The 25,158-nt window shown below is 46.9% G+C and carries 18 protein-coding genes; 7 read left to right on the top strand and 11 right to left on the bottom strand.

Annotated features, from left to right (window positions below; translation table 11 throughout):
• The 6 genes from K3G25_RS06460 to fabD all read right to left on the bottom strand — a co-directional run.
• Nucleotides 1-8,340: SDR family NAD(P)-dependent oxidoreductase (locus K3G25_RS06460; RefSeq protein ID WP_232489630.1), on the bottom strand; the 8,340-nt coding region annotated here is incomplete at its 3' end.
• 39 nt (nt 8,341-8,379) lie between these two features.
• Nucleotides 8,380-9,117 (bottom strand): SDR family oxidoreductase, encoded by a 738-nt coding sequence (locus K3G25_RS06455; protein ID WP_014418315.1) that lies wholly within the window; start codon nt 9,115-9,117, stop codon nt 8,380-8,382.
• A 14-nt stretch (nt 9,118-9,131) separates the two neighbouring features.
• Nucleotides 9,132-10,496, bottom strand: coding sequence for a long-chain fatty acid--CoA ligase (locus K3G25_RS06450; RefSeq protein ID WP_022552997.1), 1,365 nt, complete (start codon nt 10,494-10,496; stop codon nt 9,132-9,134).
• On the bottom strand, nt 10,493-10,765 hold the full coding sequence (locus K3G25_RS06445) for an acyl carrier protein (protein WP_003153264.1): 273 nt from the start codon (nt 10,763-10,765) through the stop codon (nt 10,493-10,495). Before K3G25_RS06445 ends, K3G25_RS06450 begins: the two co-directional genes overlap by 4 nt.
• A 24-nt stretch (nt 10,766-10,789) precedes the next feature.
• Nucleotides 10,790-11,770: an LnmK family bifunctional acyltransferase/decarboxylase gene (locus tag K3G25_RS06440; protein ID WP_014418317.1), complete on the bottom strand. Its 981-nt coding sequence runs from the start codon at nt 11,768-11,770 to the stop codon at nt 10,790-10,792.
• A 40-nt stretch (nt 11,771-11,810) separates the two neighbouring features.
• A complete protein-coding gene (gene fabD / locus K3G25_RS06435) occupies nt 11,811-14,069 on the bottom strand; it encodes an ACP S-malonyltransferase (RefSeq protein ID WP_029973904.1) in 2,259 nt (752 codons plus the stop codon).
• 734 nt (nt 14,070-14,803) lie between these two features.
• Here fabD and loaP point away from each other — a divergent pair.
• Nucleotides 14,804-15,334 carry an antiterminator LoaP gene (gene loaP / locus K3G25_RS06430; RefSeq protein WP_003153257.1) on the top strand — a complete coding sequence of 177 codons (531 nt, stop codon included), beginning with the start codon at nt 14,804-14,806 and terminating at the stop codon, nt 15,332-15,334.
• Nucleotides 15,335-15,369: 35 nt separating this feature from the next.
• The gene (locus K3G25_RS06425) at nt 15,370-15,603 is read left to right on the top strand and encodes a cupin domain-containing protein (RefSeq protein ID WP_025649871.1); all 234 of its coding nucleotides are present in this window, start codon (nt 15,370-15,372) and stop codon (nt 15,601-15,603) included.
• Nucleotides 15,604-15,678: 75 nt separating this feature from the next.
• Here K3G25_RS06425 and K3G25_RS06420 read toward each other — a convergent pair whose 3' ends face one another.
• Nucleotides 15,679-16,557, bottom strand: a complete 879-nt coding sequence (locus tag K3G25_RS06420) for a LysR family transcriptional regulator (RefSeq protein WP_022552993.1) — start codon at nt 16,555-16,557, stop codon at nt 15,679-15,681.
• Nucleotides 16,558-16,695: 138 nt separating this feature from the next.
• On the opposite strand from K3G25_RS06420, the gene K3G25_RS06415 reads away from it, so the two are divergent.
• The 3 genes from K3G25_RS06415 to K3G25_RS06405 all read left to right on the top strand — a co-directional run bounded on the left by K3G25_RS06415 (nt 16,696) and on the right by K3G25_RS06405 (nt 19,061).
• On the top strand, nt 16,696-17,019 hold the full coding sequence (locus tag K3G25_RS06415) for a GlpM family protein (protein ID WP_015240166.1): 324 nt from the start codon (nt 16,696-16,698) through the stop codon (nt 17,017-17,019).
• A gap of 138 nt (nt 17,020-17,157) precedes the next feature.
• Entirely contained in the window at nt 17,158-18,174 is a 1,017-nt protein-coding gene (gene namA, locus K3G25_RS06410) for an NADPH dehydrogenase NamA (RefSeq protein ID WP_003153250.1), read from the top strand.
• Between the two features lie 113 nt (nt 18,175-18,287).
• On the top strand, nt 18,288-19,061 hold the full coding sequence (locus tag K3G25_RS06405) for an alpha/beta fold hydrolase (RefSeq protein WP_014418323.1): 774 nt from the start codon (nt 18,288-18,290) through the stop codon (nt 19,059-19,061).
• Between the two features lie 49 nt (nt 19,062-19,110).
• Here K3G25_RS06405 and rpmG read toward each other — a convergent pair whose 3' ends face one another.
• Complete coding sequence (gene rpmG, locus K3G25_RS06400) at nt 19,111-19,260, bottom strand: 50S ribosomal protein L33 (RefSeq protein ID WP_003153246.1); 150 nt, start codon at nt 19,258-19,260, stop codon at nt 19,111-19,113.
• A gap of 78 nt (nt 19,261-19,338) precedes the next feature.
• Nucleotides 19,339-20,265, bottom strand: coding sequence for a ribonuclease Z (gene rnz, locus K3G25_RS06395; RefSeq protein ID WP_017418101.1), 927 nt, complete (start codon nt 20,263-20,265; stop codon nt 19,339-19,341).
• A 208-nt stretch (nt 20,266-20,473) separates the two neighbouring features.
• Between rnz and zwf the strand changes: the two genes are divergently transcribed.
• The gene (gene zwf, locus K3G25_RS06390; protein ID WP_012117935.1) at nt 20,474-21,943 is read left to right on the top strand and encodes a glucose-6-phosphate dehydrogenase; all 1,470 of its coding nucleotides are present in this window, start codon (nt 20,474-20,476) and stop codon (nt 21,941-21,943) included.
• Nucleotides 21,944-22,032: 89 nt separating this feature from the next.
• Here zwf and gndA read toward each other — a convergent pair whose 3' ends face one another.
• Nucleotides 22,033-23,442, bottom strand: a complete 1,410-nt coding sequence (gene gndA / locus K3G25_RS06385; protein WP_003153241.1) for an NADP-dependent phosphogluconate dehydrogenase — start codon at nt 23,440-23,442, stop codon at nt 22,033-22,035.
• A gap of 108 nt (nt 23,443-23,550) precedes the next feature.
• Nucleotides 23,551-24,795: a DNA polymerase IV gene (locus K3G25_RS06380; protein WP_095060997.1), complete on the bottom strand. Its 1,245-nt coding sequence runs from the start codon at nt 24,793-24,795 to the stop codon at nt 23,551-23,553.
• A 75-nt stretch (nt 24,796-24,870) separates the two neighbouring features.
• On the opposite strand from K3G25_RS06380, the gene K3G25_RS06375 reads away from it, so the two are divergent.
• Nucleotides 24,871-25,152 carry a hypothetical protein gene (locus K3G25_RS06375; protein ID WP_003153239.1) on the top strand — a complete coding sequence of 94 codons (282 nt, stop codon included), beginning with the start codon at nt 24,871-24,873 and terminating at the stop codon, nt 25,150-25,152.
• The last annotated feature ends 6 nt before the right edge of the window (nt 25,153-25,158 follow it).

Genomic DNA, 25,158 nt, shown 5'->3' with positions numbered 1-25,158 from the left:
AATCTGTTTGAGCCGGACACCCGTTTTCCCGCCGGGCAAGTCTTCAGCGGCAAGTGTAACGGCGGCCCGAGCCATTTCTAAAGCAGCTGCGCCCGGAAGCACCGGTTTTCCATTGACGATATGATCGGCAAAAAACGGTTCATGCCCTGAAAAAACAGAAGTAAAACGCTGGGCGGTAAAGGTCGATGTATTCGCGTGGAGCAGCGGGTGAAGTCTGGCTGCTTTCTCACTTTCCGCTGAGCCTGTTTTGTCAAGTGACACATCAGCTTTTGTGACCCAATATCGGTCTCTGGCAAAAGGGTAGGCCGGGAGACTGATGCGGCCCGGGCTGCGCTGATAAAGAACTGACCAATCGACGTCAAGTCCTTTAACCCAAAGGTCAAGCAGCTTTCCGTATTTCCCTTTTTTCAGCCAGGCATTTATGGTAAGCGCCATATCTTCATCAGAAGTGAGCGAAGCCGCCAATGAATGATGTTTGGCTGTCCTGCCCCGCCAGATATGAGCATGGTCGATATTATGATCGTTTGAGAAACTCATAAGCTTCATTTTCAGTTCTTCTATCGACTCGGCCGTAAATGCAAGCCGCTCAGCCATCGGTTCTCTTCCCGTCTGAAGCGTGTAGGCGATCTTGGCTAAATCCCCGTCAGAACGTTTTTTTCTTATGACATCATCCAGAAGCTGGCGGGCGCGCTCTGTCAATTGCTGCTCATTTCGCGCTGATAAAATAATAACAGCCGGTTTTTGCGGAGAAACAGCTGCGGTTTCCATTGGTTTCAGGCTGTCAGACGGCACATATTCCTGAATGATGACATGCGCGTTTGAACCTCCTGCTCCAAACGAGGAAATGCCGGCAATTCTCGGATATTCCTTCATTTCACCCGTGATATTCAAGACAGGTCGTTTCCATTCCGTTTCTTTTTGCTGTACGAAAAACGGAGTGTGCTCAAACTCAATATTCGGATTCAATTCCGCCGCATGCAACGAAGGGGCAATTGTCTTATGTTTCAATTGCAAAAGCAGTTTGGTGATCCCCGCAATCCCGGCAGCGCTTTCTAAATGTCCGATATTTGATTTAATGGAACCGATGGAACAAAACTGCCGGTCTTCTGTTGTCAGGCGAAAAGCTTTCGTTAACCCGTCGATTTCAATCGGATCACCGAGCGCAGTGCCCGTTCCGTGCGCTTCCAAGTAACTGACCGTTCTCGGGTGAATGTCTGTCCGTTTCAACGTCTCTGCGATCAGATCAAACTGCGCTTTCGGATTCGGCACCATATAAGCGTTTGTCCTGCCTGCTGCGTTCAGCATGCTTCCTTTGATAACGCCGTAAATATGATCGCCGTCTTTCTCCGCTTGAGCAAGCGGCTTTAACACAATCGCCCCTACTCCTTCACCGTCAACAAAACCGTCCGCACTGTCTCCGAAAGATTTGCATTTATCACCGGGAGACAGCATTGAAAAAGCGGACAGCCGCTCATAGTGGGCCGGATCAACGATAAGATTGACTCCGCCGGCAATCGCTGTTTCACTCATTCCGCTCCGCAGGCTTTCTATAGCGAGATGGACAGCTGTTAAAGAAGAAGAGCATGCGGTATCCACAGCCATACTCGGCCCTTGGAAATTGAACAAAAACGATACTCTGTTTGCGATAGACCAGTCGCTGGGAACTGTCGGGTAATTGCTGTTCATCACACCGGCAAAGACTCCGATTTTCCGGCTGTCACAAAGCGTGGCCGGGGTGTACCCCGCATCTTCAATGCTTGAATAAGCAGTCTGCAGAAACAACCTTTCCTGCGGATCCATCCTTTCAGCTTCCGCGGGAGATATACGGAAAAACAGCGGATCAAATGTATCAATGTCATCGAGAAAACCGCCCCATTTTGAATAAATGGACCCCCATTTTCCGCGTTCCTCGTTATAAAACGTTTTCCAGTCCCAGCGATCTTTCGGCACTTCAGTAATAGAATGCCTGCCGGCTTTTACATTTTCCCACAGCTCATCAACGTGATCGGCGCCCGGATACCGGCCTGACAGACCGATGACAGCGATATCCTGGATAGAGGGATCTCCGTTCGTCCTGCTGCCTTCCTCGTTTTGAGGAATCTTGTTTTGTTTTACATTCAGGTTATCTGTGTGATCAGACAGCTGCTCCTCACGCACACCCATCGCTTTCATAAATGCTCCCCGCTGAGAAAGAAGCAGGTAATCCGCGATTTCTTCTATCGTCTGATATTCAAAAAAGAGGGTGCTGGTCATTTGGTCAAATACGTTACGAAAAGCATTCGTGAGCCTGACGACCAGAATAGAATCCAAACCGTATGCGGTTAAGGAAACCGACGGATCCATTCTCCCGCTCGGAATCTTCAGCGTTTTTCCTATTAATTCCGTCAGATATGTGATGCCCCGTTCTCTTACGTTTGGAATCGGCGCGGCGCTTTCTGCGGGAGCCTGCACCCGTCCGGCGTTTTCGGGATGAGCCGGTCCATTCCCGAATTGCCGCTCGAGCGCTTCTTTACGGGAAGACAGAAAGTAATCAGCAAGCTCATTAATGGTTTGATATTCAAAAAACAAAGTGCTGCTGACAGAACCGAAGACGTCTTTTAACGCGTTGGTCAGTCTGACGACCAGTATGGAATCCAATCCGTATGCGGTTAAAGGTTCATGGGATAAAAGACGATGCGCCGGCACTTTAAGCGCTTCACCGATTACCTTCTTCATCAGTTCAACGCTTTTTTCTCTCAGGCTGAAATGCAAAGTATCATCCGAAAGACCATCTGCGTCATACGGACGGCGCTCCGGCTTCTCTTCTGACGCCTGCGGGAGGGCAAGCCTGACCGTTCCGTCACTTTCAGCCGCTATAATCTGCTGGCCTAAGTCGTGTGCGGCTTCAGCTGGAAACAGAGGATGGACGAACCCTTCAAGCGAAAGCGCTTCCGCCCAGCCGGCCGGCTCAACCCCCGGACAGCCCGGAATCCGTAAATCATGATCCTCATACAGCCACCAGCCTTCAAGAAGGCCGAACGTCACATGGTTGAATATGGTGCGGCTGTTGATCTCATTTATAAACAGCTGGCCGTTTTTTTGCAGCATTGCTTTCGCATGGCGCAGCGCAGAGCGGATATTTTTTGTCGCATGAAGCACATTGGTCGCGATCACTGCGTCATACGTGCCGATGTCCGGCGCTTCTGTTGATACCGGCTGCTCAGCGTTGAATATTTTATAAGTGACATAAGGATATTCCGGACCGAATATGTCTTCTGCATGTAAAAGAAATGCTTTAGAAATATCCGTGAAACAATATTCGGCAATATGCGCTTCATACGGTTTCAATTTTCTCATGACCACGGCGCTCGTCCCGCCCGTTCCGGCTCCGATTTCTAAGATGCGGATTTTCGCCTGCGGGTCTTTTTCCAGACGTTCCCGCAGAACTGCAATCAATGTGTCAGCAAGCTTGTCATTGAAAAAATCAGAAATGATATTATTGCGGTAAATGCCTTCCACAAGACGGAAGGAGGAGTCAGGGAACATCACTTCCGTTGCCGGAAGCTTACCGGTTAAAATGTCTGGAAGCACACGCAATGTCTCTTCCGCCAATCTGACATGCGCCCTCATGTCTTTCTGGCGCAGCCAAGTCTCTTTTTTCCGCTCCCATTCCTCCCACACCTGCCCTAAATCCGTTTTTTCCGGAGCAAGCGCTAATGTATTCAGGAGGACAAAGCTCTCTTTCAGCCATCTGCTGTATTGTTCCGTTATGCCGGCAGCCGATTGAAATAACGGCAAAGCCTGGTCAAGCCCGGCTCCCATCTCATAAAGGGTTGATACAAGCATTTTTTCAATAAGGGATTCCATATCTCTCATGCAGCTCATGACACTTGATGCTTTTAACCGCTCAGCTTCGTCATTCTGCGTGATGTTAACCGCTAATTGTCCGAGTGCGGAAGGAATCTTTTCCGGATAAACCGTTACTTGTTCTTTCAGATCGTCCTTCATAAAAAGCGGATCTGTCGTTTTAATCAGCGCCAGCTGGTCATGAGGTCCGGAAAGCAGGGTTTCCAGCGTTTTCATCGCTTCGGGCGCCTCAATAGAAGCGATTCCGTCCCGCTCCATCCGTTTCCGGTATTGTTCTGAAGCCACGACGCCGACACTTCCCCAAAAACCCCAATTGACAACTTTTACGGCATACGGCGCTTTCTGTGAGATCCGCTTAGCAAAAGCGTCTTTAAACGTGCACCCGGCGGCATAATTGCTCTGTCCCGGCGCTTTTTGAAACGACATCATCGAAGAGAAAAACAGCAAGAAATCCAGGGGTTCCCCTTCAGCTACCCGGGCAATCTGCAAGCTCACATCAGTTTTTGCAGAAAGTGAAGCGCGGAACTGATCCTCTTCCATATTGGCAAAACTTCGGTCTGATAACACGATGGCGGAATGAATGATTCCGCGGACCTTTCCATTTTCCTTCACAATGGTGTCATACGCCCGTTTGAGAGAGTCAAAATCCGCAGCATCCGTGCTGAAATATTGCGGTGCGGGACCTAAAGCTGCAAGTCTTTTCAGCTTTCTTTCAATCTGTGTATCTTTTTTCCGTCTCCCGATCCAGACAATTTTCGCCTGATAGGTCTGAATCATATATTCAGTCCATACTTCTCCTATTCCGCCTGCTCCGCCGATAATCACATAAACCCCGCCGTGCCGGTATAATGAAGGCTCATCTGCATGAGGCCGGCAGACGGCCAATTGCTGTCGGTGCCACTGACCTGCGCGAAAGACCCACGGATTTCCCTCGGGGTCCGCCGGTAAAGAGAAGACATCAGGAAGATGCCGGTCTCCCCTTTGAGATTCCAAATCAAGAAGCCGGATGCTCCAATTGGTGTATTCTTTTGCGAGCGACCCCGCTAATCCGTGTATGCTTGCATGACTCGGATTGACCTCATCATGTTCATGAATCGGCTGTGCTTGAAACGTGCAGATTGTCAATGATAGTTGTTCCGTGTCAAAATTCAGAAGCAGAAGCGCTTTTACCAGCCGGAAAAGCTGCATGACCCCGTGCTCCTGTCCCTCGGCCGTATCCGCATCATAAACGGATGGAATGGGATGATCCGGCGCCGCCCATATCATGTGTTGAAAAGAGCCTTGCGCTTTCAGTGTTTCAGCCATTTGTTCCGCGCTGTCCAAAGAAGTGATGTCCGGAAAACGGACATCGGAATACATCTCTTTCAAAGCCTGCTGAACATCCGGCCCGGCCCCGATGACGATTATTTTTTCTTCACGCATGAAAGGCATGCCGGTTTCCGGAATGGTGACGGTGTTCCAAACCGGTGTCATAAGCAATTCCGTTTCACGGCTTTTCTTCGGCGTGACGCCGGCTTTTTGGTTAAACCCGGCGCTTTCCTGCACCTCTTTTATGATAAAATCTTTCACTGCCGCCAACAGCACGCCGCGCTCATCACAAATATGCAGATCAAATTGGTGAACGGAGGCCGCTTTTACCTCCGCATGCACAAATACGGTTTTCGCTAACGGTTCAAGCAGCTGTATTTCTCCGAAGGAAAACGGTACGATAAGCGCAGGCTCTTTTTGAAATTGCAGCACATGCGCCATTGCAGTTTGAACAGCGCCATCCATTAAGGACGGATGTAGGATGTACTGTTTAAAATCGGCTTCCAAGTGTGACGGGAGCGTTAATTTGGCCAGTGCTTTGCTTTCTGTATAAGAGAATTCGCGGATGACCTGAAAACTGTCCTTTTGCACGATTCCCGCCTCAGAGAACGAGTGATAGATGTCTTTCGGCTCCGTTCTCTGCGCAAATGGCGCCGGGAGCTGAAAAGCCGGGGCCTCAAAAGACGCTCCTTTTTCTTTACAAATCACTTCTCCTTGCGAAAAGAGGGCGCCGTCCGCTCCTTTTTCTTTAATGACATAGCTTATACGCTCTTTTTCTGCTTCAAACTCTATCATGACGGATCTTAGGTCTGTCCCTGTCACAATCGGCTCCATGTACCACACACTTTGAAGAGAGACGACCGGGCGTTCTCCCCACAATCCCGCGCCGTATGCCGCCATTTCCAGATGACAGACTCCGGGAAGCACATATTTTTCGTTCACTAAATGATCTTTAAAGAAATATTCATCCTTGGAAAATATCTTTTGAAACGTCCCTTTCCGGGCGGATGAAATATTCTCATCAAGCAGAGGATGCAGCGCTTCACGCCTTTTGGTATTTTGGGGCTTTTTTGTATACCGCTTTTTTTGATCGGTCAGCCAGGATGTTTCCTTTAAAAACGGGTACGTAGGAAGCGGAACTTTCTGATACGGCGTTTCCGGCTTTTTGCAACCTTGAAGACCTTTCACCCACAGCTCGGCAAATTTCTCAGGATCTGAAACGGATTGGCCTGAAACGTCCGGCCGCCCGGGTGACGCTTTTCCGAAGTAAATATGTCTTTCGTCTCTGTGACCGCTTACAAATCCGTCCAATCGCTGTTTCAGCTCAGAAAGGGATGACGCAATGACAGCAAGCCGGAAGGAGAAAGGCTCTCTGCCTGACAATAGGGTGGCAGCGATATTTTCCAGACTGTATCCGCCGGCAGAAGGCAGGTTTTCCAAGCGGGCAAGAAAGGAGCTCAATTTCCCGGCATATTCTTTCAGCTGCTGTTCGGAATGTGCGCTTAATACGACGGCATGCGGTTTTGGCTCAGTATTCCCGTCCGCTTGCCGTTTTGGCTGATAAGCACCTACGATCAGATGGGCATTAGAGCCTCCTGCGCCGAATGAACTGATTGCGGCGATTCTCGGTTTATCTCCTTCAGCCGGCCACGGCCGGTTGTTTCGGACGACATAAAATGGCGAATCAGAAAAAGAAATCTTGCGGTTCAGTTCCGCGGAGTGCAGACTGGCGGGAAGCGTTTCATGTTTCATGCTTAAAAGCACCTTGATTAAACCGGCGATCCCTGCAGCCGCTTCCAAATGTCCGATATTGGATTTCACCGAGCCGATTCCGCAGTCATTTTTCTCATCGGCCTGTTTATCAAATGCCATAGACAGGCCGCGTATCTCAATCGGATCGCCGAGCGCCGTGCCGGTTCCGTGAGCTTCAATGTAGCTGATATCCGCCGGACTTACCGCGGCTCTGTTTAGAGCGGATAAAATCAAGTCCCGGTGCGCTTCCGGATTCGGCACCGTATACCCGGTCGTTTTGCCGCCGTGATTAGTGGCGGACCCCTTAATGACACCGTAGATGTGGTCTTTGTCCGCAATCGCTTTTTTCAATGGTTTTAATAAAACGGCTCCCGCGCCTTCGCCGGGCACGTAACCGTCTCCGCCTTCACCGAAACTGCGGCATTTTCCTTCAGAAGACAGAAAATGCGATTGGCTTAAAAACATGTATTTTTGCGGATGTAAGCTGAGGTTGACGCCTCCGGCCAGCGCCATTTCACAGTCGCCCGACATAATGGCCTGACAAGCCTGATGGACGGCGACAAGCGATGAAGAACACGCCGTATCAACAGCGATGCTCGGGCCATGGAGATCAAGGAAATAAGAAACCCGGTTCGGAATGCCCCAATATAAGGAGCCGGGGCCTTTGTACTGATCTTTGAGGAAACCTTCTTCGTGTGCAATTAATGAATATTCATTCCAGGTCACTCCGGCGAATACACCGATTTGATCCGTCGGCCTCGCCGCCGGGTTCCCGTAACCGGCATCCTCCATCGCTTCCCAGCAGCACGTGACATACAATTTTTGCTGAGGGTCCATTAAATCAGCTTCCCACGGGGAAACAGAAAAAAACAGCGGGTCAAATTGATCCGGATGATCAATAAAACCTCCCCATTTACTGTATGACGCGTATTCTGCCGTTTTCTCTTCCGAGTAATAAGAGCTGTCCCATCTATCCTCTGGGATTTCGGAGACACAATCTTTATTTTCTATTAAATTGGTCCAAAAATCATGCTGGTTTTCCGCTTTCGGAAACATCCCGCTCATTCCGATAACCGCAATATCAGAGCTCCCGTCCGTTCCCGGTTCAGGCACCTTTTCAGCCGCCTGTACAGGAAGCAATTCTTCTTCCTGCCGGCTTCCCGTATCAGGCTCCGTTTCTTTGAATTCAAGAACGCTTTCGGGATTTCGTTTCTGCGCACTTAAAAATTCACTCAATTTCTCAATGTTCGGATATTCAAACAGCAGCGTTTCAGAAAGGCCGGTAAATTCTTTATGCAATATGGTCATGATTTCTTCACTGATGAGAGACGTCACGCCAAGAGTAAAAAAAGCGGTTTTATCTTCCGCTTCGGTCACCTCGGCACCCAGCTTTTGCGCTATTACCGTTCTTAAAAATTCGTTAATACATTTCATGAGGATACCATCCCTTGTACAAAAGAATTTTTCTGTGCTTTAACAAGTTAATCCGCCGTCTATCGCAATTGTCTGTCCGGTCATAAAGGACGATTCAGGAGAAAGCAGGAAACGAACGAGTCCGGTCATATCGTCTGTTTCGCCTAAACGTCCCATCGGCGTCCTTCTGATAATCTGCGATTTTTGTTTTTCCGGCATATTTTTCGTCATATCGGTGTCCACAAAACCGGGCGCAAGTGAATTGACACGGATTCCTTTAGACCCGAGCTCCCTGGCCAGGCTTCGCGTCAAGCCGTCAAGAGCCGCTTTGGATGCGCTGTAGACTGAAGTGCCTTTAAATCCTCTTGAGCCGATAATGGAGCTTATGTTAACGATTGATCCGGAATTTTGTTTCAGCATGACCCGGGAAACGTTTCGGGTCAGCTTGATGACTGAGCCGATATTCAGATTGAGGATGCGGTCAATGTCTTCATCATTGGTCAGGGGCAGAAGCTGATCAAGGTTCAAACCGGCGTTATTGACCAAGCCGTCTATTCTGGAAAACTTGCGGTATACTTGAAGAACAAACTGTTTCATGGCGGCGGCATCCGCCGCATCCGCCGCTTCCCAATAAAAGCGGCCGCGGTACTTTTCACTCTCTCTCAATGTGTTAATAAAATCAGATTCACTGCGGCTGAAAGCGGCTACTTTGTAATCCTCATCCAAAAGCGTCTGTACAATCGCTTTTCCCAGCCCCCGGCTTCCTCCGCTGACGACCGCTACTTTTCCGTTATTCATATTTGCCTCCTGTTTTACACGTTTCTTATTTTTTTAAATCGATCATTAGACAGTTTCCGATCTGTAACAGAGATGATCTGCGGTATCTGATATGGCTGCAGCTTCTGTCTGCAATGAGCTACGGCCCGCTTTCTGAAAGATTTGATATCTTCCTCTTTTTCAAGCACGGCCTCTGCCGCGACAATCTCGCCCGTAATCGGATTTTTTCTGCCCGTTATAAGAACATCCCGGACATTCGGTATCTCCAGAAAGACGCTTTCCACCTCTGCCGGAAACACTTTCTCTCCGCCCACATTAATGATTTCACTCTTTCTTCCGAGAATTCTTATATATTCGCCGTCTGTTTCCACCTGGTCACCGGTGTCGTACCAGCCGTCTTCATCGAAAGGTGACGGTGCGTTTAAATAGCCGAGCATCGCCGACTCAGAACGGACCCAAAGCGTGCCTCCGGTAATTTTGGTCTCTGTTCCGGCACCGCCCACTTTCATCCAAGTGGATTGGCTGTCTTTTGATTTCGTTGAGAATATACCCAGTTCAGTTAATCCGTATGTTTGTTTCAGCCGTACATCCGGAAACAGCCGGTGGATGCCGCGCAGCGTTGATTGGGGCATCGGCTCTGTGCCGTAAGTGATCAGCCGGAGTGAAGAGAGGTTATATCCGGCATCCGCCTTGGACATCAGCAGCATGTTTAAAAAGGTCGGGGTGGCGGGGAGCACTTGGACAGCATGTTTGTCGACCGCCTGATAAACGGACTCCGGCGTTCTGCTGTCTGATGTGACGATCGTCCCCCCGTTAAACAGAATCGCAAACAGCGTATTAATGCCGCCTATATGATCCAATTTCAGAAAAATAAGTGTACGCAGCGGTTTTCTCTTCGCCGTTTTATATTTTTCAAGCAGCCGGCCGGCGCTTAACACGGATGCTTTGCTTTTGCCGGAGGTTCCCGATGTGAAAATAATAATGCCTGACTCCCCTCTCTCGCGCAGATCATCAAGCAGAGGGTGAGAGGCGCTTTCAAAACCTTCACGAAGCGTCCAGCTGTCATTTTCATTTATTTCAATGATTTGATTCACTTTCGCGTCTTCAAACATATCGAGATGCTTTTCCCTTGACTCATTACTGAGAGGGACAACGATATTTCGGTTTAACAAAAGCGCCATCAGCAAAAAAATGGCGTTCGGGGAATAATCCCCGATAAGCGCCACACATTCTCCTTCACGTATTCCGTTTTGTTCAAGTTCTTTCTGAAAAAAGCTGATTCGTGTCAGCAAATCATCATACGTAAAAGTCTGCCCTTTAAAAATGAGAAACTCACTGTCTTGCGTTTCCCTAAGCTTATCAGTCACCCAGCTGATATCTCCCCCGCTTTCTGTTTTCATGATTGAGCACTGTCCATATATTTTTGATAAATATCACAAATGCTGCCGACGGTTGTAATGCTGGAAATCGTTTCTCCTTGGGAAAAAGGATCTACTCCGGTTTCCATCTCCATCTGTGCGACTAATTGAGCGATATCCAGTGATGAGAAGCCCAGATCCTCTATGACTCTCACATCATCTCCCGCTTCGACGGCCCGATATGACTGCTGTTCTTGAATGTCCTGAATGATTTGAGCGATGATCTGCTTCATTTCCTTGGTTTGTTCCATTTACTTTCAGCTCCATTCTTCATTTTATAAACTCCTGATGACCCGTTTATAATCCGGAATATGATCTTGTGAAGAGGTCGGCACCGCCAGCAGCTTATCCACCTTGGAAATGGCCAGCAATGTATGATTTCTTTTCATATAGACTTCAATCTGATAGCTGATTTTCGCCACTGAGATCATACCGAGGGACTCACCGTGAAAGTCGGGATCGCATTCTTCAATGTGTCCCGTCATATAAATATCAAGCTCTTCATCTGCAAAACAATTTCCGTAATAATACGTCTCTCTTTCAAGCAAAAATAAATGCCGCGCGATTGAAACCGGAAAACCCGGCTTCGACCGGCGCGTCATCCATTCAAATTCCGCCGCATCCATTATCTTGCTGAATTTCGCAAACACCATGGCATGCCCCGGCGCAGCATCCTGATCAACAGGAACCCGATATGAAACGGGGTCTGCTGTTTTGAGATTGCCCGGCTTCATACCGAAGGCGTCCGTTCTGATTTTCTTTGACCGCATCAGCGCGTAAGGCGGCTTGGCTAGCTTAGAAAGTTCCGCAATGCATTCAGCCTTAGGCGCTGAGACTTTTCGGGTCGAACCTTCTGTTTGTGTGACGTCGACGACAATTAAACTATTGGCTTTCATAGAAGGAAACCGTCCCCGGTCCCACTCGCTTTTATCAGAGCTGACCGCTCCTTTCGGCCCGAACAAATAATCAGATTCTAATATGGTTTCTCCAAACCGGGAGATATCGACTCCGACGGAAACCTCGTCCCATAATCGGTACTGATCAAGAGGCTTATCTGAAGGAACTTTGAGATGTGTCATAAAATAAGCCGGATACAAAATCAGCCCTTGGTGATCGGCCATCTGATCAGGCCGGAATCCCGTTCCGTCCGTTAAATGGTGACTGTGTGCGTTGCCGAATAACAGCAGCAGCGCGTACTCATTCAAATTCCCTAACCCGACATGGCTCATCGTTAATTCATGATTTTCAATCAGCATGGTCTGTCCTCCGCAGAAAAAATGTAATGGCTGGTCATACTCAGCCTGTAATCGATTCCAGCCTTTGCGCAAGAAGGCCGGCTGTTTCTTCCATGAGCTGTTTGCCGATCAGATCGACATGCCTGTTTCTCCAATTTTCAAGCGGGGTTCCTTTCACCCATTGATTAAACGCGCCGAGCGCAGGGCCGCAATGAATTTGGTAATCTATTTTACTTTCGCTTTTTCCTTCCAGAGCGAGCCTTGTCGTATGAGAAAAATACCATTTAAATACCATCGCCATTTTGTGTTTCGGATTCTGTTCGGCTTTGGCGATCTGTTCAGGAGATTTATCACGTTTCAACTGCTCATACACTTCTTCAAAACTGCGCTGGAAATACTTTTCTTCAATTAATGTTTTCGTTTTTTCATCTATTTCATCTAAAGAATTGTATTGTCTGTACAAGTCAAAGAGTTTATTGGCTCTTGCCGGGAAAAACAGGCCTTTTTTCAGCACCTGCACCCTTGCTCCCGCTTCAAACATATCTCCCGCGGGAGCGTATGACGTATCCTGCACGTTCGCTTCCTGAAGCAGATCTTTCACTGAATCACTTGTCCCGGCTTCGACCGTGCATTGATTAATAGAACCGGTTCCGATAAATTCGGCGCCGAGCAGAAACGCCGCAGCAGCCGCTTCCGGAGTGCCGATGCCCCCGGCTGCGCCGATTCTTACTTTTTTCGCATAACCGTGCTTCTCCATCATGCGGTCTCTGAGTCTGATCATGGCAGGCATTAATGTATACGGAATCCCTTGGTCGGTATGCCCTCCTGAATCCGCTTCAACGCAAATGTCATCAGCCATCGGAATTTCTTTTGCAAGCGCCGCTTCCCCGGCTGTCAGCCGATTGTCAGACACAAGTCTTTCCAGCACATGAGCCGGAGCCGGACTTAGAAAGGCCTCAGCGACTTCAGGCCGGGATACTTTCGCGATGATTCTGTTTTGAACTGACACCGACCCGTCATGATTCCTGCTTAATCCCTTTGCCCTGTATATCACGAGAGCGGGGGTTATGCCCATAAATGCCGATGCTTCAATAAGATGAATGCCGTTTTTCAAATATAAATCTATCATTCTGACTTCCTTGTCAGGTGACATCATATGATGAAGAAGATTCATTCCGAATGTTTCCCCTTGCCGCAGTGCAGACCGGATGGTTCCGATGGCCTGTCCGATCCGTTCGATACTCAATCCGCCCGTTCCGAAAAAGCCCAGCATTCCCGCTTTTGCCGCTTTAATGACCATCTGTTCCGAAGCAATTCCCCTGTACATGGAGCCCGTCATGTAAGCATATTGGATGTTATAATCTTTTTTAAAATCTTCGTTCCCTAATCTCATTCCCGCCGTTTTTTGCGAATCAGCTGCCGATGCTTTAACATCAGCAGTATCAGACTCTTCTTTCGGCATAGGTAATGGGACGGCATCTTTTTTAATCTGACGCGTCAGTTTTGTCAGCACTTCCCCGGGCCCGACTTCTGCAATTTCATTATTTTCAAGTCCCATCAGACGGCGTATCGTGTCCGTCCACTTTACCTGATTGGTCATTTGCAAAGTCAGATTTGTTTTGATTTCATCATTCTTATAAGGTGCGGCATGAAGATTTGAGATCACCGGAAAACGAAGAGGCAAAAACGCCGTTTCTTCTAAATAATCCGCGAACTCTTTTTCAGCATCTTTCATATAGCGGGAATGGAAGGCGCCGCTCACATTTAAAGGAAGGTACATTCTCACGCCGGCTTTTTCAAAGACGGGGCCCGCTTTTTCAATGTCTTGTTTCGTTCCGGCGATCACAATTTGCGAAGGTGAATTGTGGTTAGCGATATCAATGCCGGTCAGATGATAATCGGATAGAACCTCTTTTACTTGTTCAGCCGTAAACCCCAAAACCGCCGCCATGCCTCCGGGAGCTGCCTTGCTCATGAGCTCCCCTCTTTTTTTAACAAGCTGCAAACCGGTCTCAAAATCAAAGCAGCCGGCCGCAAATAACGCATTATATTCTCCTAAACTGTGCCCTGCGGCGTAATCAGGCTCTCTGCCGGACTCTTTCATTTTCTTTAAATAACTGAGTGCACTCACCGTATATAACGCCGGCTGGGTAAATTGCGTTTTCCCCAGCTGGTGATTCGGATCCTCCAGACACAATTCTTCTATAGAGTAGCCTAATATGTCATCAGCCTGACGTGTCAGATCTTGAAATTCATCAAACAGTCCGGCTCCCATTCCTTTAAATTGAGAACCCTGCCCCGGGAACACAAACGTAAGCATCTTATCCTCATCCTTTCCGCATCGCCAATTTTGCACATCACATGTGGTTCTCCATACAAAAACGTCTCTTATTTTCATATATTGACTGGTGTAAACACCGGCATAAAAATAAAAACACAAACGCGTTTGCGATTCAGCACAGGTTTAAAAATCGCAAACGCATTGTGTTTTCCTTTTCTAACATAATTTATATTAAAACATATTGCTTGTTTACTGAATGTTTCTCATGACAAGCTGCAGTGCCAATATGCCCGAAAACAGCGATGACGGCACACTTCTCCCTTATCATGTATATGTAGATATATACACTACAATCATTTTTATAATCCCTATTTCCTCTTCAACGTGCCGAAACAGCGATTGAAATTTAATAGGTGCTTTACATCAATTTAATAAATTTAACAAATAGTTGCTATTTAAAGAGAATAATATCAATTTATAGATAATAATGTCAAGGCTTTATTTCGTTATTTTCTGACATTTATTCCACAGTTTTATGTTCGGTGGACAGTCAGCATAATTGTTTCGGGATAAATGTCAGATAATTCCCTGAACCCTTTTCATGTCAAAGAAAATTCATCGCTTCTCTGTCAATTGGGTCTATACTTATTTTTCATTTTCATATATTATGTAAAAAAAAGACGAATTAGAAAAATTTTTAATCACTTTAAATACTATCCATTAAATACTTTCTTTGTATAATAATTTCTTATTATTCTAAGGAGGATCCAGTCATGAAATGGTACGCACTTTTTGTAGAGTCCGGAAAAGAAGAAGCAGTTCAAAAATTTCTGCGTCTGCAGTTTGATGAGCAGGCACTCTACTCAATCATACCCAAGAAAAAAGTCACAGAACGAAAAGCCGGAATCAAATACGAGGCACTCAAAAAGATGTTTCCGGGATATGTGCTGTTTAAAACGAAGATGACAGAGCGGACATTTCATAAAATCAAAGAACTCCCCATTTCATGCAGAATCGTGAATAACGGCGCATATTATTCCAAAGAGCGTAAAACCTATTTCACGACAATTAAGGATGAAGAAATCCTCCCTATTATCAGGCTGATCGGAGAAGGAGACACTGTAGATTATTCAAAAGTCTATATTGAAAATTCAAAAGTAACCGTTGCCTCAGGGCCTCTTAAAGGAATGGAAGGCATTATTAAAAAGATCGATAAAAGGAAAAGACGCGCCAAAATCTGCCTGTCTTTTATGGGACTGGACAAAATGGTCAACGTCGGAATTGAAGTGCTCTCCAAACCCTAGCATGTCAAAAAAAGCATCAACAGCATGTGCCGTTGATGCCCTTTTTATATAAACAAACGAAAGCCCGCCATCAAAATAATCCCGCTCACCACCGTCACGGTCAGACTTTTTGTTTTCAAGGCATAGTTGACCTGAAGCCGGGCTGCGCCCATGAGGCAACATCACATTTAGGGGAAGAATACATTTTAATCAAAAGCGGTGAATTGACGGTTGAGCTTTATGACGAAAAGCATGTGCTGACTTCGGGCGACGCCGCACAGTTATTTTAATTCCTCGGATGAACCGGTGACATATTTTATGCTGGTCTATTATGATGAACCGGCTTAAACGCATATCAGGCTTCTTCAGACAGAAGCCTGATGGACCGCAACCCATTCTTGTATGCATTGAATCAGTTTCTGGACAGAAGGTGTCTGCGTCTCCTTTGCATGAGCTGTCAAAATGCCGAGCTGCCTGGAGACATACCGGTCGAACCGTTTGATGAGCACATCACAATCATTCACCAAAAGCTGCGGCAAGATGCTGATCCCCAGATTGTTCCGCACCATTGCAATAATCGCTTCATCCCCTCTGATTTGATAAGCGACCCGCGGCGTGATCTTTTCTTCCTTCAGCACTTTCAGCACATCAAAATGTGTCTCCGGATAAGGCACGATACATTTGACGGACTCCATGACATGTAACGGAACCGTTTCACATTGCGCCAACTCATGCTGCGGGCTCATCACCGCTACAATCGGGTCCTCTGCCAACGGGTAAAAATACCACTTCTCGCTGTGGGATGTCCCGATCGCCGCATCAATCCGGTCATCTTTCAGCCATTCTTCCAGTTCAGTAGAATTTCCTTCAAACAAATGCACCTTAATGGAAGGATACAGCTCATTAAATTCCCTCAAAATTTTCGGCAGCCATTTTACAGCCACGCTCGTAACAGTGCCGAGCCGGACTTCCCCTCTTTCTAACCCATTAATATTATCAACGGTTTCAGACAGTTTTTCATAGTTTTTTTGAATTTCCTTCATAATATGTAACACTTTCAAGCCATTTGCGGTCGGCCTCACTCCATGCCGCTGTCTGATCAAAAGCGGAAAACCGTACTCTTCCTCTAATTTACTGATCATTTGGCTGATGTTCGGCTGTGTGTAATTCAATATGGCAGCGGCTTGGGTCAGGCTGCCGCTTTCAACCGTTTTAATAAAGGCTAAATGCTTCTTTAAATCCAACCGGCTTCATCTCCCAGATATCATTCTTTATTATCCAATGCATTAGTTATATTTAGTTTACTTATACATCAATCAAAAATAAAATGGCAATGTCTCCATCATTATACTTGATAACAAACAGAAGGTGAGCGTTTCAGCATGAGTTTTCTCATTCAATTTTTTATCGGCGGCACTGTTATGGTGGCCGCCGCGTATTTAAGCAAATCGAAATACTTATTTTTATCCGGCGTTATTACATTGCTGCCAATCATGACGCTACTGAATATTCACTTGCAGCTGAAAAATATGAGCCCCGACGATTTCAGAGCCGCTCAAAAAAACGGAATATTCGGTGCCTTCGGCGCGGTGATCTTCATCAGCAGTATTTTCATCCTGACAAACTGGTTCAAAGGAGGCCACGCAGTCATCGGTGCGTTTCTCATCTATATTTGCTATATGATCGGCTGTAAATGCCTGTTATGAAGATACGGCACCGATGTGTATAAAAAAATGCCCTTCCAGAACAATAATAACAATGCACTCAGTCGTGAGCAGTTTATATGACTGAATGATCATGAATTGTTATAATCAATGTCTAAAACATTCCGGGAGGCGAAATAAATGGCCAGAAAATTATTCACACCATGGACCGTTAAAGATGTAACGATCAAAAACCGTATTGTTATGGCACCGATGTGCATGTATTCCTCACATGAGAAGGACGGAAAACTGCAGCCTTTTCATATGGCGCACTATATATCGCGTGCAATCGGCCAGGTCGGCCTGATTATCGTGGAAGCGACAGCCGTTAATCCGCAGGGGCGCATTTCCGATCAGGATTTAGGCATTTGGAGCGATGATCATATCGAAGGTTTTGCCAAACTGACGGAACAAGTGAAAGCGCAAGGATCTAAAATCGGCATTCAGCTTGCGCACGCCGGACGTAAAGCTGAGCTTGAGGGAGACATTTACGCTCCGTCAGCCATTCCGTTCGATGAGCAGTCCAAAACACCGGCTGAAATGACGACAGAACAAATTAAAGAAACCATTCAGGAATTCAAACAGGCAGCGGCGCGCGCGAAAGAAGCCGGCTTTGACATTATTGAACTTCATGCGGCACACGGCTACTTAATGCACGAATTTTTGTCCCCTCTGTCCAATCACCGTACAGACGAATACGGAGGCTCACATGAAAATCGCTACCGCTTCTTAGGCGAGACCATTGAAGCCGTCAAGGAAGTCTGGGACGGCCCGTTATTTGTCCGTATTTCTGCATCGGATTATACAGACAAAGGGCTGGACATTGCGGATCATATCGGTTTTGCGAAGTGGATGAAAGAACAGGGAGTCGACCTCATTGATTGCAGCTCAGGCGCACTCGTTCAAGCTGATATTAACGTCTTCCCAGGCTACCAAGTGAGCTTTGCGGAGAAAATCCGTGAACAGGCCGAAATCGCAACAGGCGCCGTCGGTTTGATAACGACGGGAACAATGGCGGAAGAAATTCTGCAAAACAACCGCGCTGACCTTATTTTTGTCGCGAGAGAACTTCTGCGCGATCCGCACTTTGCAAGGAGTGCAGCGAAGCAGCTGAATACTGAAATACCGTCACCGGTTCAATACGACAGAGCATGGTGATGAAGTGACAGCCGGAGTTTTTCGATCCGGCTGTCTCTTTTTTTATTTTTTGAGAAACGATTGCCGAAGCTTCTCCGTCTTCCCTATAGAACCAATTAGAGGGGATGACTCCAATGAAAGCAGCATGGATGGAAAGGACATATCTGATTGACGGGTGTCCGTTTTATACGAAACACCGTAAAGGCGCCGGCGAAGTGACGATCGTCTTTGAAGCCGGCTACGGCACTTCTTCTGAAACATGGACATCATTACTCGCTGACATAGATGAAGAATTTGGGGTTTTCACATATGACAGAGCCGGAATCGGCAAAAGCGGACAAAGCCGAAACAAGAGAACGGCGGACCACATGGTACAGGAATTAAACGCTCTTCTTCTGAAGGCCGGCGTCAAGCCTCCTTATCTTGTCGTCTCGCATTCATACGGCGCGATTATCAGCAGACTTTGGGCGAGCCGGAACCGCCGGGATATTCTCGGGATGGTGATGCTTGATCCGGTTTCTGAGGATCAGGAGACGAAAGTGCTTCCGCTTCTTCCCGAAGAAATGAAAGCCGCCTATTTGAAACAGTTCATATTGGAAGGATCACACGCGGAATTTTTGACGAGCCTTCGTCAGATCAAGCATCAGCAGATTCATTTCGGCGATATGCCGCTGTTGATTTTATCATCGGGAGAGCGGGATGAGCACTTAAAGCACGCTCATGAACAATGGGTGAAACTGCACAGAAGCATGCTTGATGTCTCTTATCAAAGCGGATGGATTCAGGCCAAAAACAGTTCTCATGCCATTCACCACGATGAACCGCACATCGTCCACCTTGCCATTTATGATGTTTGGTGCGCGGTGCGCCAGCAAATGAATGCTCCTGCCTATCAGGCGGTAAACTGATTAAACAAAAGCCATTGTGCAGCGGCACAATGGCTTTTGTTATCGTGATCTATTTTGTCTCACGATGCAACGTATACTTTTTCAACCGGGGTGAATACTTTTTCATTTCTAACCGGTCCGGATTCGTCCGTTTGTTCTTCGTCGTAATATAATTTCTGTCCCCTGTCTCTGTACAGGCCAATGTAACATTCACACGCATCATTTTCACCCCTTATACAAATCGTAATTATTTCGTTTTATTATATCTCATCAGAAAAAAATGTCAAGCGTCCATTTTTTAAGACCGCTCCACAGTGACCTCCATGAAGTCAAATGCGATCTTACTGTTTTCAAATACCGCTTTCGCCTCATGTTCGAGACGCTCTATCGGCGATTCACCCTGATACCTTGCGCTGATATGAGTTAAAATCAGCTGTTTGGCGCCTGCTTTTTTTGCCGTTTGCGCAGCCTGTTCTGTCGTTGCGTGATAATAATTATGTGCGAGCTTTGCATCTTCCTTGGCAAACGTCGCTTCATGAACAAGCACATCCGCATTGCGCGCCAGCTCCGTTACCCGCTCTGATGCCCTCGTATCCCCGGAAAAAGCGACGATTCTCCCTTTTTTCGGCGGTTCCAAAAAATCCCGCCCGTTAATGATTCTGCCATCGTCAAGTGTGACCGTTTCGCCTTTTTTGATTTTCTGATAGACGGGTCCGGGCGGGATATTCATTTCTTTCAATCTGCCGGCCTGCAACGCGCCGGGAATATCCTTTTCCTGAACCCGGTAGCCGAACGCTTCCACGCCGTGAATGACGGATGCTGCGGTAACAATGAATTGCTCATCTTCAAAAACCGTCCCCTCTTCGATTTCATGTACGGTAAGAGGATACGTCAGATGAGTCGCCGTCACGTGCAGGCTTGTTTCGATAAAGGCTTTAATGCCTTTTGGCCCGTAAATCGTCAGCTCTTCTTCACCGCCCTGAAATGAACGGCTCCCCAACAGACCCGGAAGACCGTAAACATGGTCGCCGTGAAGGTGGGTGATGAAAATCTTCTCAATTTTCCTCGGTTTGATTGTTGTATGTAATATCTGATGCTGAGTGGCTTCTCCGCAATCAAACAGCCATACGGAACGCCTTTCTTCAAGAAGCTTCAGCGCGACGGACGTTACGTTTCTCGTCTTTGCCGGCATGCCGGCCCCCGTCCCTAAAAATAATAATTCCACAATGCTTCCTCCTAGATCTTTGTACTACTAAGGATACAGGATCAAGCTGAAAATGTGAATTCACCCGGGCCTTCTCCGGCCTGATTAATTTTTTTCCGCAAACCGCAAAAAACAGGCTGAAATGTTTGCTTTCAACGAATTTTAGATTTAAAATGAAGGAAATATGCGGGGTTTTAAACCATGCTTCAGATAAAGTGAGGTACTCTAAGTGAAAACAAACGACAAACCAAAAGCAGTAATTGTAATATTTGGTGCCACAGGGGATTTGGCAAAACGAAAACTTTACCCATCCATTCACCGTTTATATAAAAATGGTCAAATTGGTGAAGAGTTTGCAGTTGTAGGTGTTGGAAGAAGACCTTGGTCAAACGAGGACCTCCGGGAAACCGTTAAAACGTCTGTTTCTTCTGCCGGGCAAAAAGACATAGACGATTTCACATCTCATTTTTATTACCATCCGTTTGATGTAACGAATCCGGGTTCCTATCAGGAGCTGAATGTCCTGCTTGATCAGCTTGAACATACATATGAAATCCCGAACAACAGAATGTTTTACTTGGCGATGGCTCCTGAGTTTTTCGGCACTATCGCAAAATCACTTAAAAACGAAGGTGTCACAGCGACAAATGGCTGGTCCCGTCTCGTCATTGAAAAACCGTTCGGCCATGACCTGCCGAGTGCGAAAGAGCTTAACAAAGAAATACGCGAAGCTTTCACGGAAGATCAAATTTACCGGATCGACCATTACTTAGGCAAACAAATGGTTCAAAATATCGAAGTCATCCGGTTTGCGAATGCGCTGTTTGAGCCGCTGTGGAATAACCGCTACATCTCAAACATCCAGATTACGTCAAGTGAGGATCTCGGCGTTGAGGATCGTGCGAGATATTACGAGAAATCAGGCGCACTCCGTGATATGGTTCAAAACCATATTTTACAAATGGTCGCTCTCTTGGCGATGGAACCGCCGATTAAACTGAACACGGAAGAAATCCGCAGCGAAAAAGTGAAGGTGCTGAGAGCTCTCCGCCCTGTCGCTCCAAACGAAGTGAGTGACTTCTTCGTCCGCGGACAATACCAAGCGGGAACGATTGACGGAAACGCTGTACCGAGCTATACAGATGAACAAAATGTAGCACCGGATTCCAATACGGAAACATTCGTGTCCGGAAAGCTGTTAATCGATAACTTCCGCTGGGCCGGCGTTCCGTTTTATATCCGCACAGGGAAACGGATGAAAGAAAAATCAACGAAAATCGTCGTTCAATTTAAAGACATTCCGATGAACCTTTATTACGGCAATGAAACGAATGTAAATCCGAACCTGCTTGTCATCCATATTCAGCCGGATGAAGGCATCACACTATATCTGAACGCTAAAAAATTAGGCGGAGCCGCTCATGCTCAGCCGATTAAGCTGGATTACTGCAGCAACTGCAGTGATGAAATGAACACACCGGAAGCCTATGAAAAATTAATCCATGACTGTCTGCTCGGTGATGCGACAAACTTTGCCCATTGGGACGAAGTGGCGCTTTCCTGGAATTTCGTCGATGCGATTTCCGAAACGTGGGCAGCCGACAAAACCCTTTCTCCGAATTATGAAGCCGGGTCAATGGGACCGAAAGCTTCGGACGATCTTCTTGAAAAAGACGGTCTCCACTGGTGGAATATATAAGAAAACATCAAAAACCGCGGCGCCGTTCATGACGGCCCGCGGTTTTTAATATCAGAAAAGCCCCCGCAATAACTGCGGGGGCTTCTTCATTACTTCATCCATTCAGTATGGAAAATGCCTTCTTTATCTGTGCGTTCATACGTATGCGCGCCGAAGTAATCACGCTGCGCTTGAATCAAGTTTGCAGGAAGCACTGCCGTACGGTAGCTGTCGTAATACGCAAGTGCGCTTGAGAACGAAGGTACCGGCACGCCTTGGGCTACGGCAAGTGAAATCACTTGGCGAAGGGCGCCTTGGTAGCTTTCTGCAATGTTTTTGAAGTAGCTGTCTAACAGCAGGTTGTCAAGCTCCGGTTCACGGTCATACGCGTCTTTGATCTTTTGCAGGAACGCCGCGCGGATGATACAGCCGCCGCGGAAAATCATCGCGATTTCACCGTATTTCAGATCCCAGTTATATTCTTCAGACGCGGCTTTCATTTGGGCGAAGCCTTGTGCGTAAGAACAGATTTTACTCATGAAGAGCGCTTTTCTGACCGCTTCAATCAGCTCTTCTTTATTTTCAGTGACCGGCTTAACGTCTGGTCCGGACAGAAGACCGCTTGCTTTCACACGCTCTTCTTTCATTGCGGAAATGAAACGCGCAAAAACAGATTCAGTGATAATCGGAAGCGGCACGCCTAAGTCAAGAGCACTTTGGCTTGTCCATTTACCCGTTCCTTTTTGGCCTGCTTTATCAAGGATAACGTCAACAAGCGGTTTGCCCGTTTCTTCATCTTTTTTAGTGAAAATGTCAGCCGTGATTTCGATCAGATAGCTGTCAAGCTCTCCTTTGTTCCACTCAGCGAATACTTCGTGAAGCTCTTCGGCAGACAATCCGAGCACCTGTTTCAGAATGAAATATGACTCAGAGATCAGCTGCATGTCACCGTATTCGATACCGTTGTGCACCATTTTTACATAGTGCCCCGCTCCGTCCGGGCCGATGTATGTCGTACAAGCTTCTCCGTCCACTTTAGCAGAAATGGCTTCTAGAATCGGTTTCACGAGTTCGTGCGCTTCCTTTTGGCCGCCCGGCATAATAGAAGGCCCTTTCAGCGCTCCCTCTTCACCGCCTGATACACCCGTTCCGATAAAGTGAATGCCGCTTTCGGCAAGCTCTTTGTTCCGGCGCTGTGTATCTTTATAGTATGTATTTCCGCCGTCAATCAAAATATCGTCTTTTTCCAGATGAGGAAGAAGAGATTGAATCGTCGCATCCGTTGCAGTTCCCGCTTTAACCATTAATAAAATTTTACGGGGTGTTTCAAGAGACTGGACAAACTCCTCAATGCTGTATGTACCGACAACATTTTTGCCTTTTGCCTCTTCTAAAAACTCTTCCGTTTTGCTGCTTGATCTGTTGTATACAGACACAGAAAATCCCCGGCTTTCGATGTTAAGAGCCAGATTTTTACCCATTACCGCAAGACCGATAACTCCGATTTGTTGTTTTGACATATTCTAACGTCCCTTCTTCAAACGTTTAACCATTTTAAAATTTAAATTAAAATAAAATGATATTTATACTAAAGAAATTATCATACATAACCCCTTTTTTCAAGTTATTCACCTTTTCTTTTCATCCTGAAAAAAGTCTCTGTTAAAGCTCGTTCCCCTTGTTTTGCTTTCTTCTTTTTTTATAACGGCGCCTTTTCTGATCAGGTTTTGGCCGTATTTTTCATTCAGCTCGTTCATCATCTGAAAAATCGGCTCATCCTTTGCGTCCTCCTTGAATGAAAACAGATCAAGCTGTTTATACGCCTGCTGTTTTTCAACCAGTTCCGTCCCGGTGATGCCGAGAAGCCTTACCGGATTTTGGTTCCAGTGCTTGTCAAACAGTTCCATCGCCGCTTCCATGATGTCTTTTTTCTGATCAGCCGGATTGTTGAGGGTCATGCTTCTTGTGACCGTTTTCCAATCCGCATACCGAATCATGATGAACAGCCGGCAGGCCATGACCTCCTTACGCTGGAGCCGTTCGCTCACAGACAGCGCGAGCCGGTCAAACACACCCGTTAATTCATCCCAGTCAGCCGAATCATGCGACAGGGTGGATGAGTTGCCGACGCTTTTAAATTCATAAATCCGCTCGGGATTGACTTCTGCAGGATGGATGCCGTTCGCTTTATCCTTCAGCCTCGGGCCGTTTATGCCGAGAAGCGTTTTCAGCGCATGTTCATCTCCTTTTGCCAAATCACCGATCGTTTTGATGCCGAGCGTTTTTATTTTTTCCGCAGTTTTCGTTCCTATACCGTGCATCTCTTCAATCGGAAGAGGCCATAAGACGTCCGGCAGCTCTCTTTTTCTTAAAATGGTGATGCCGAGCGGTTTTTTCATGTCAGACGCCATTTTGGCAAGAAATTTATTCGGGGCGATGCCGATGCTTGACGGAAGCAAAAGCTCTTTTTGCAGTCTCGCCTGAATGTCTTCGGCTGTCTCATACGCCCTGTGTCTGTGCGGTGTGTCCGTAATATCCATGTATCCTTCATCAATAGAAACAGGCTCGACTAAATCCGTATACTCCCTCAGAATGCTGAACATTTCTTTTGACGAACTCCGGTAGCGGTCAAAATTCGGCGGCACGACGATGAGTTCCGGACAGAGGCGTTTTGCCCGCCACACCGGCATGGTGGTCTTTACGCCCCGCGCTCTCGCTTCGTAGCTGCAGGTGACGATGATTCCTTTCCGTTCCTTCACGTTTCCGGCAACGGCGATAGGTTTTCCTCTTAAAGACGGATCATACGCCATTTCTACGGAGGCATAAAAACTGTTCATATCGATATGAAATATAATTCTCCCTTTTCCGGCCACTCCCGGCGCCTCCTTTCCTTTCATAGACAACCTTATATATATGTAGTAAAATAAGAGCTGAATGGATGTGATAAAATGATTCTTGAGTCAATGAATGACTTTTTATTTTTAGTCGATTTTTTCACAATTATTCTTCCCGCTCTGACCGCGATCGGCATCGCTTTTCTTTTGCGTGAGCGCCGCGCAGGCGAGCATTGGAGAACGAAACGAATAGATGAACATCAAGCAGTCGTTCAGCTGAACCGAACAGACTTTCTTATTATTATATATCATCGCATTACAACTTGGATACGTAAAGTCATCCGCATGAATTCACCGGCGAATGATGATGAAGATGTCAGCTTCCTCCTTTTATAACGGCAA

Origin of the sequence: Bacillus sp. FCW2 (genome assembly GCF_021228595.1) — a bacterium.
GTDB lineage: Bacteria > Bacillota > Bacilli > Bacillales > Bacillaceae > Bacillus > Bacillus velezensis.
This window is presented reverse-complemented; position numbering and strand designations above follow the sequence as displayed.

What these genes read in the sequence shown, in the direction of transcription:
- K3G25_RS06455 (WP_014418315.1), bottom strand. Translation starts at nt 9,117, where the DNA reads ATGAATAACGGAAAAGTAGCGGTCGTCAGCGGAGGAAGCCGGGGGCTG.
- fabD (WP_029973904.1), bottom strand. Translation starts at nt 14,069, where the DNA reads ATGCTTACGTTTGTGTTCCCGGGGCAGGGTTCTCAATTTAAAGGAATG.
- K3G25_RS06440 (WP_014418317.1), bottom strand. Translation starts at nt 11,770, where the DNA reads ATGCTGATTGAAAATCATGAATTAACGATGAGCCATGTCGGGTTAGGG.
- loaP (WP_003153257.1), top strand. Translation starts at nt 14,804, where the DNA reads ATGAAATGGTACGCACTTTTTGTAGAGTCCGGAAAAGAAGAAGCAGTT.
- K3G25_RS06445 (WP_003153264.1), bottom strand. Translation starts at nt 10,765, where the DNA reads ATGGAACAAACCAAGGAAATGAAGCAGATCATCGCTCAAATCATTCAG.
- K3G25_RS06375 (WP_003153239.1), top strand. Translation starts at nt 24,871, where the DNA reads ATGATTCTTGAGTCAATGAATGACTTTTTATTTTTAGTCGATTTTTTC.
- namA (WP_003153250.1), top strand. Translation starts at nt 17,158, where the DNA reads ATGGCCAGAAAATTATTCACACCATGGACCGTTAAAGATGTAACGATC.
- rpmG (WP_003153246.1), bottom strand. Translation starts at nt 19,260, where the DNA reads ATGCGTGTGAATGTTACATTGGCCTGTACAGAGACAGGGGACAGAAAT.
- gndA (WP_003153241.1), bottom strand. Translation starts at nt 23,442, where the DNA reads ATGTCAAAACAACAAATCGGAGTTATCGGTCTTGCGGTAATGGGTAAA.
- K3G25_RS06450 (WP_022552997.1), bottom strand. Translation starts at nt 10,496, where the DNA reads ATGAAAACAGAAAGCGGGGGAGATATCAGCTGGGTGACTGATAAGCTT.
- K3G25_RS06415 (WP_015240166.1), top strand. Translation starts at nt 16,696, where the DNA reads ATGAGTTTTCTCATTCAATTTTTTATCGGCGGCACTGTTATGGTGGCC.
- K3G25_RS06405 (WP_014418323.1), top strand. Translation starts at nt 18,288, where the DNA reads ATGAAAGCAGCATGGATGGAAAGGACATATCTGATTGACGGGTGTCCG.
- K3G25_RS06425 (WP_025649871.1), top strand. Translation starts at nt 15,370, where the DNA reads ATGCCCTTTTTATATAAACAAACGAAAGCCCGCCATCAAAATAATCCC.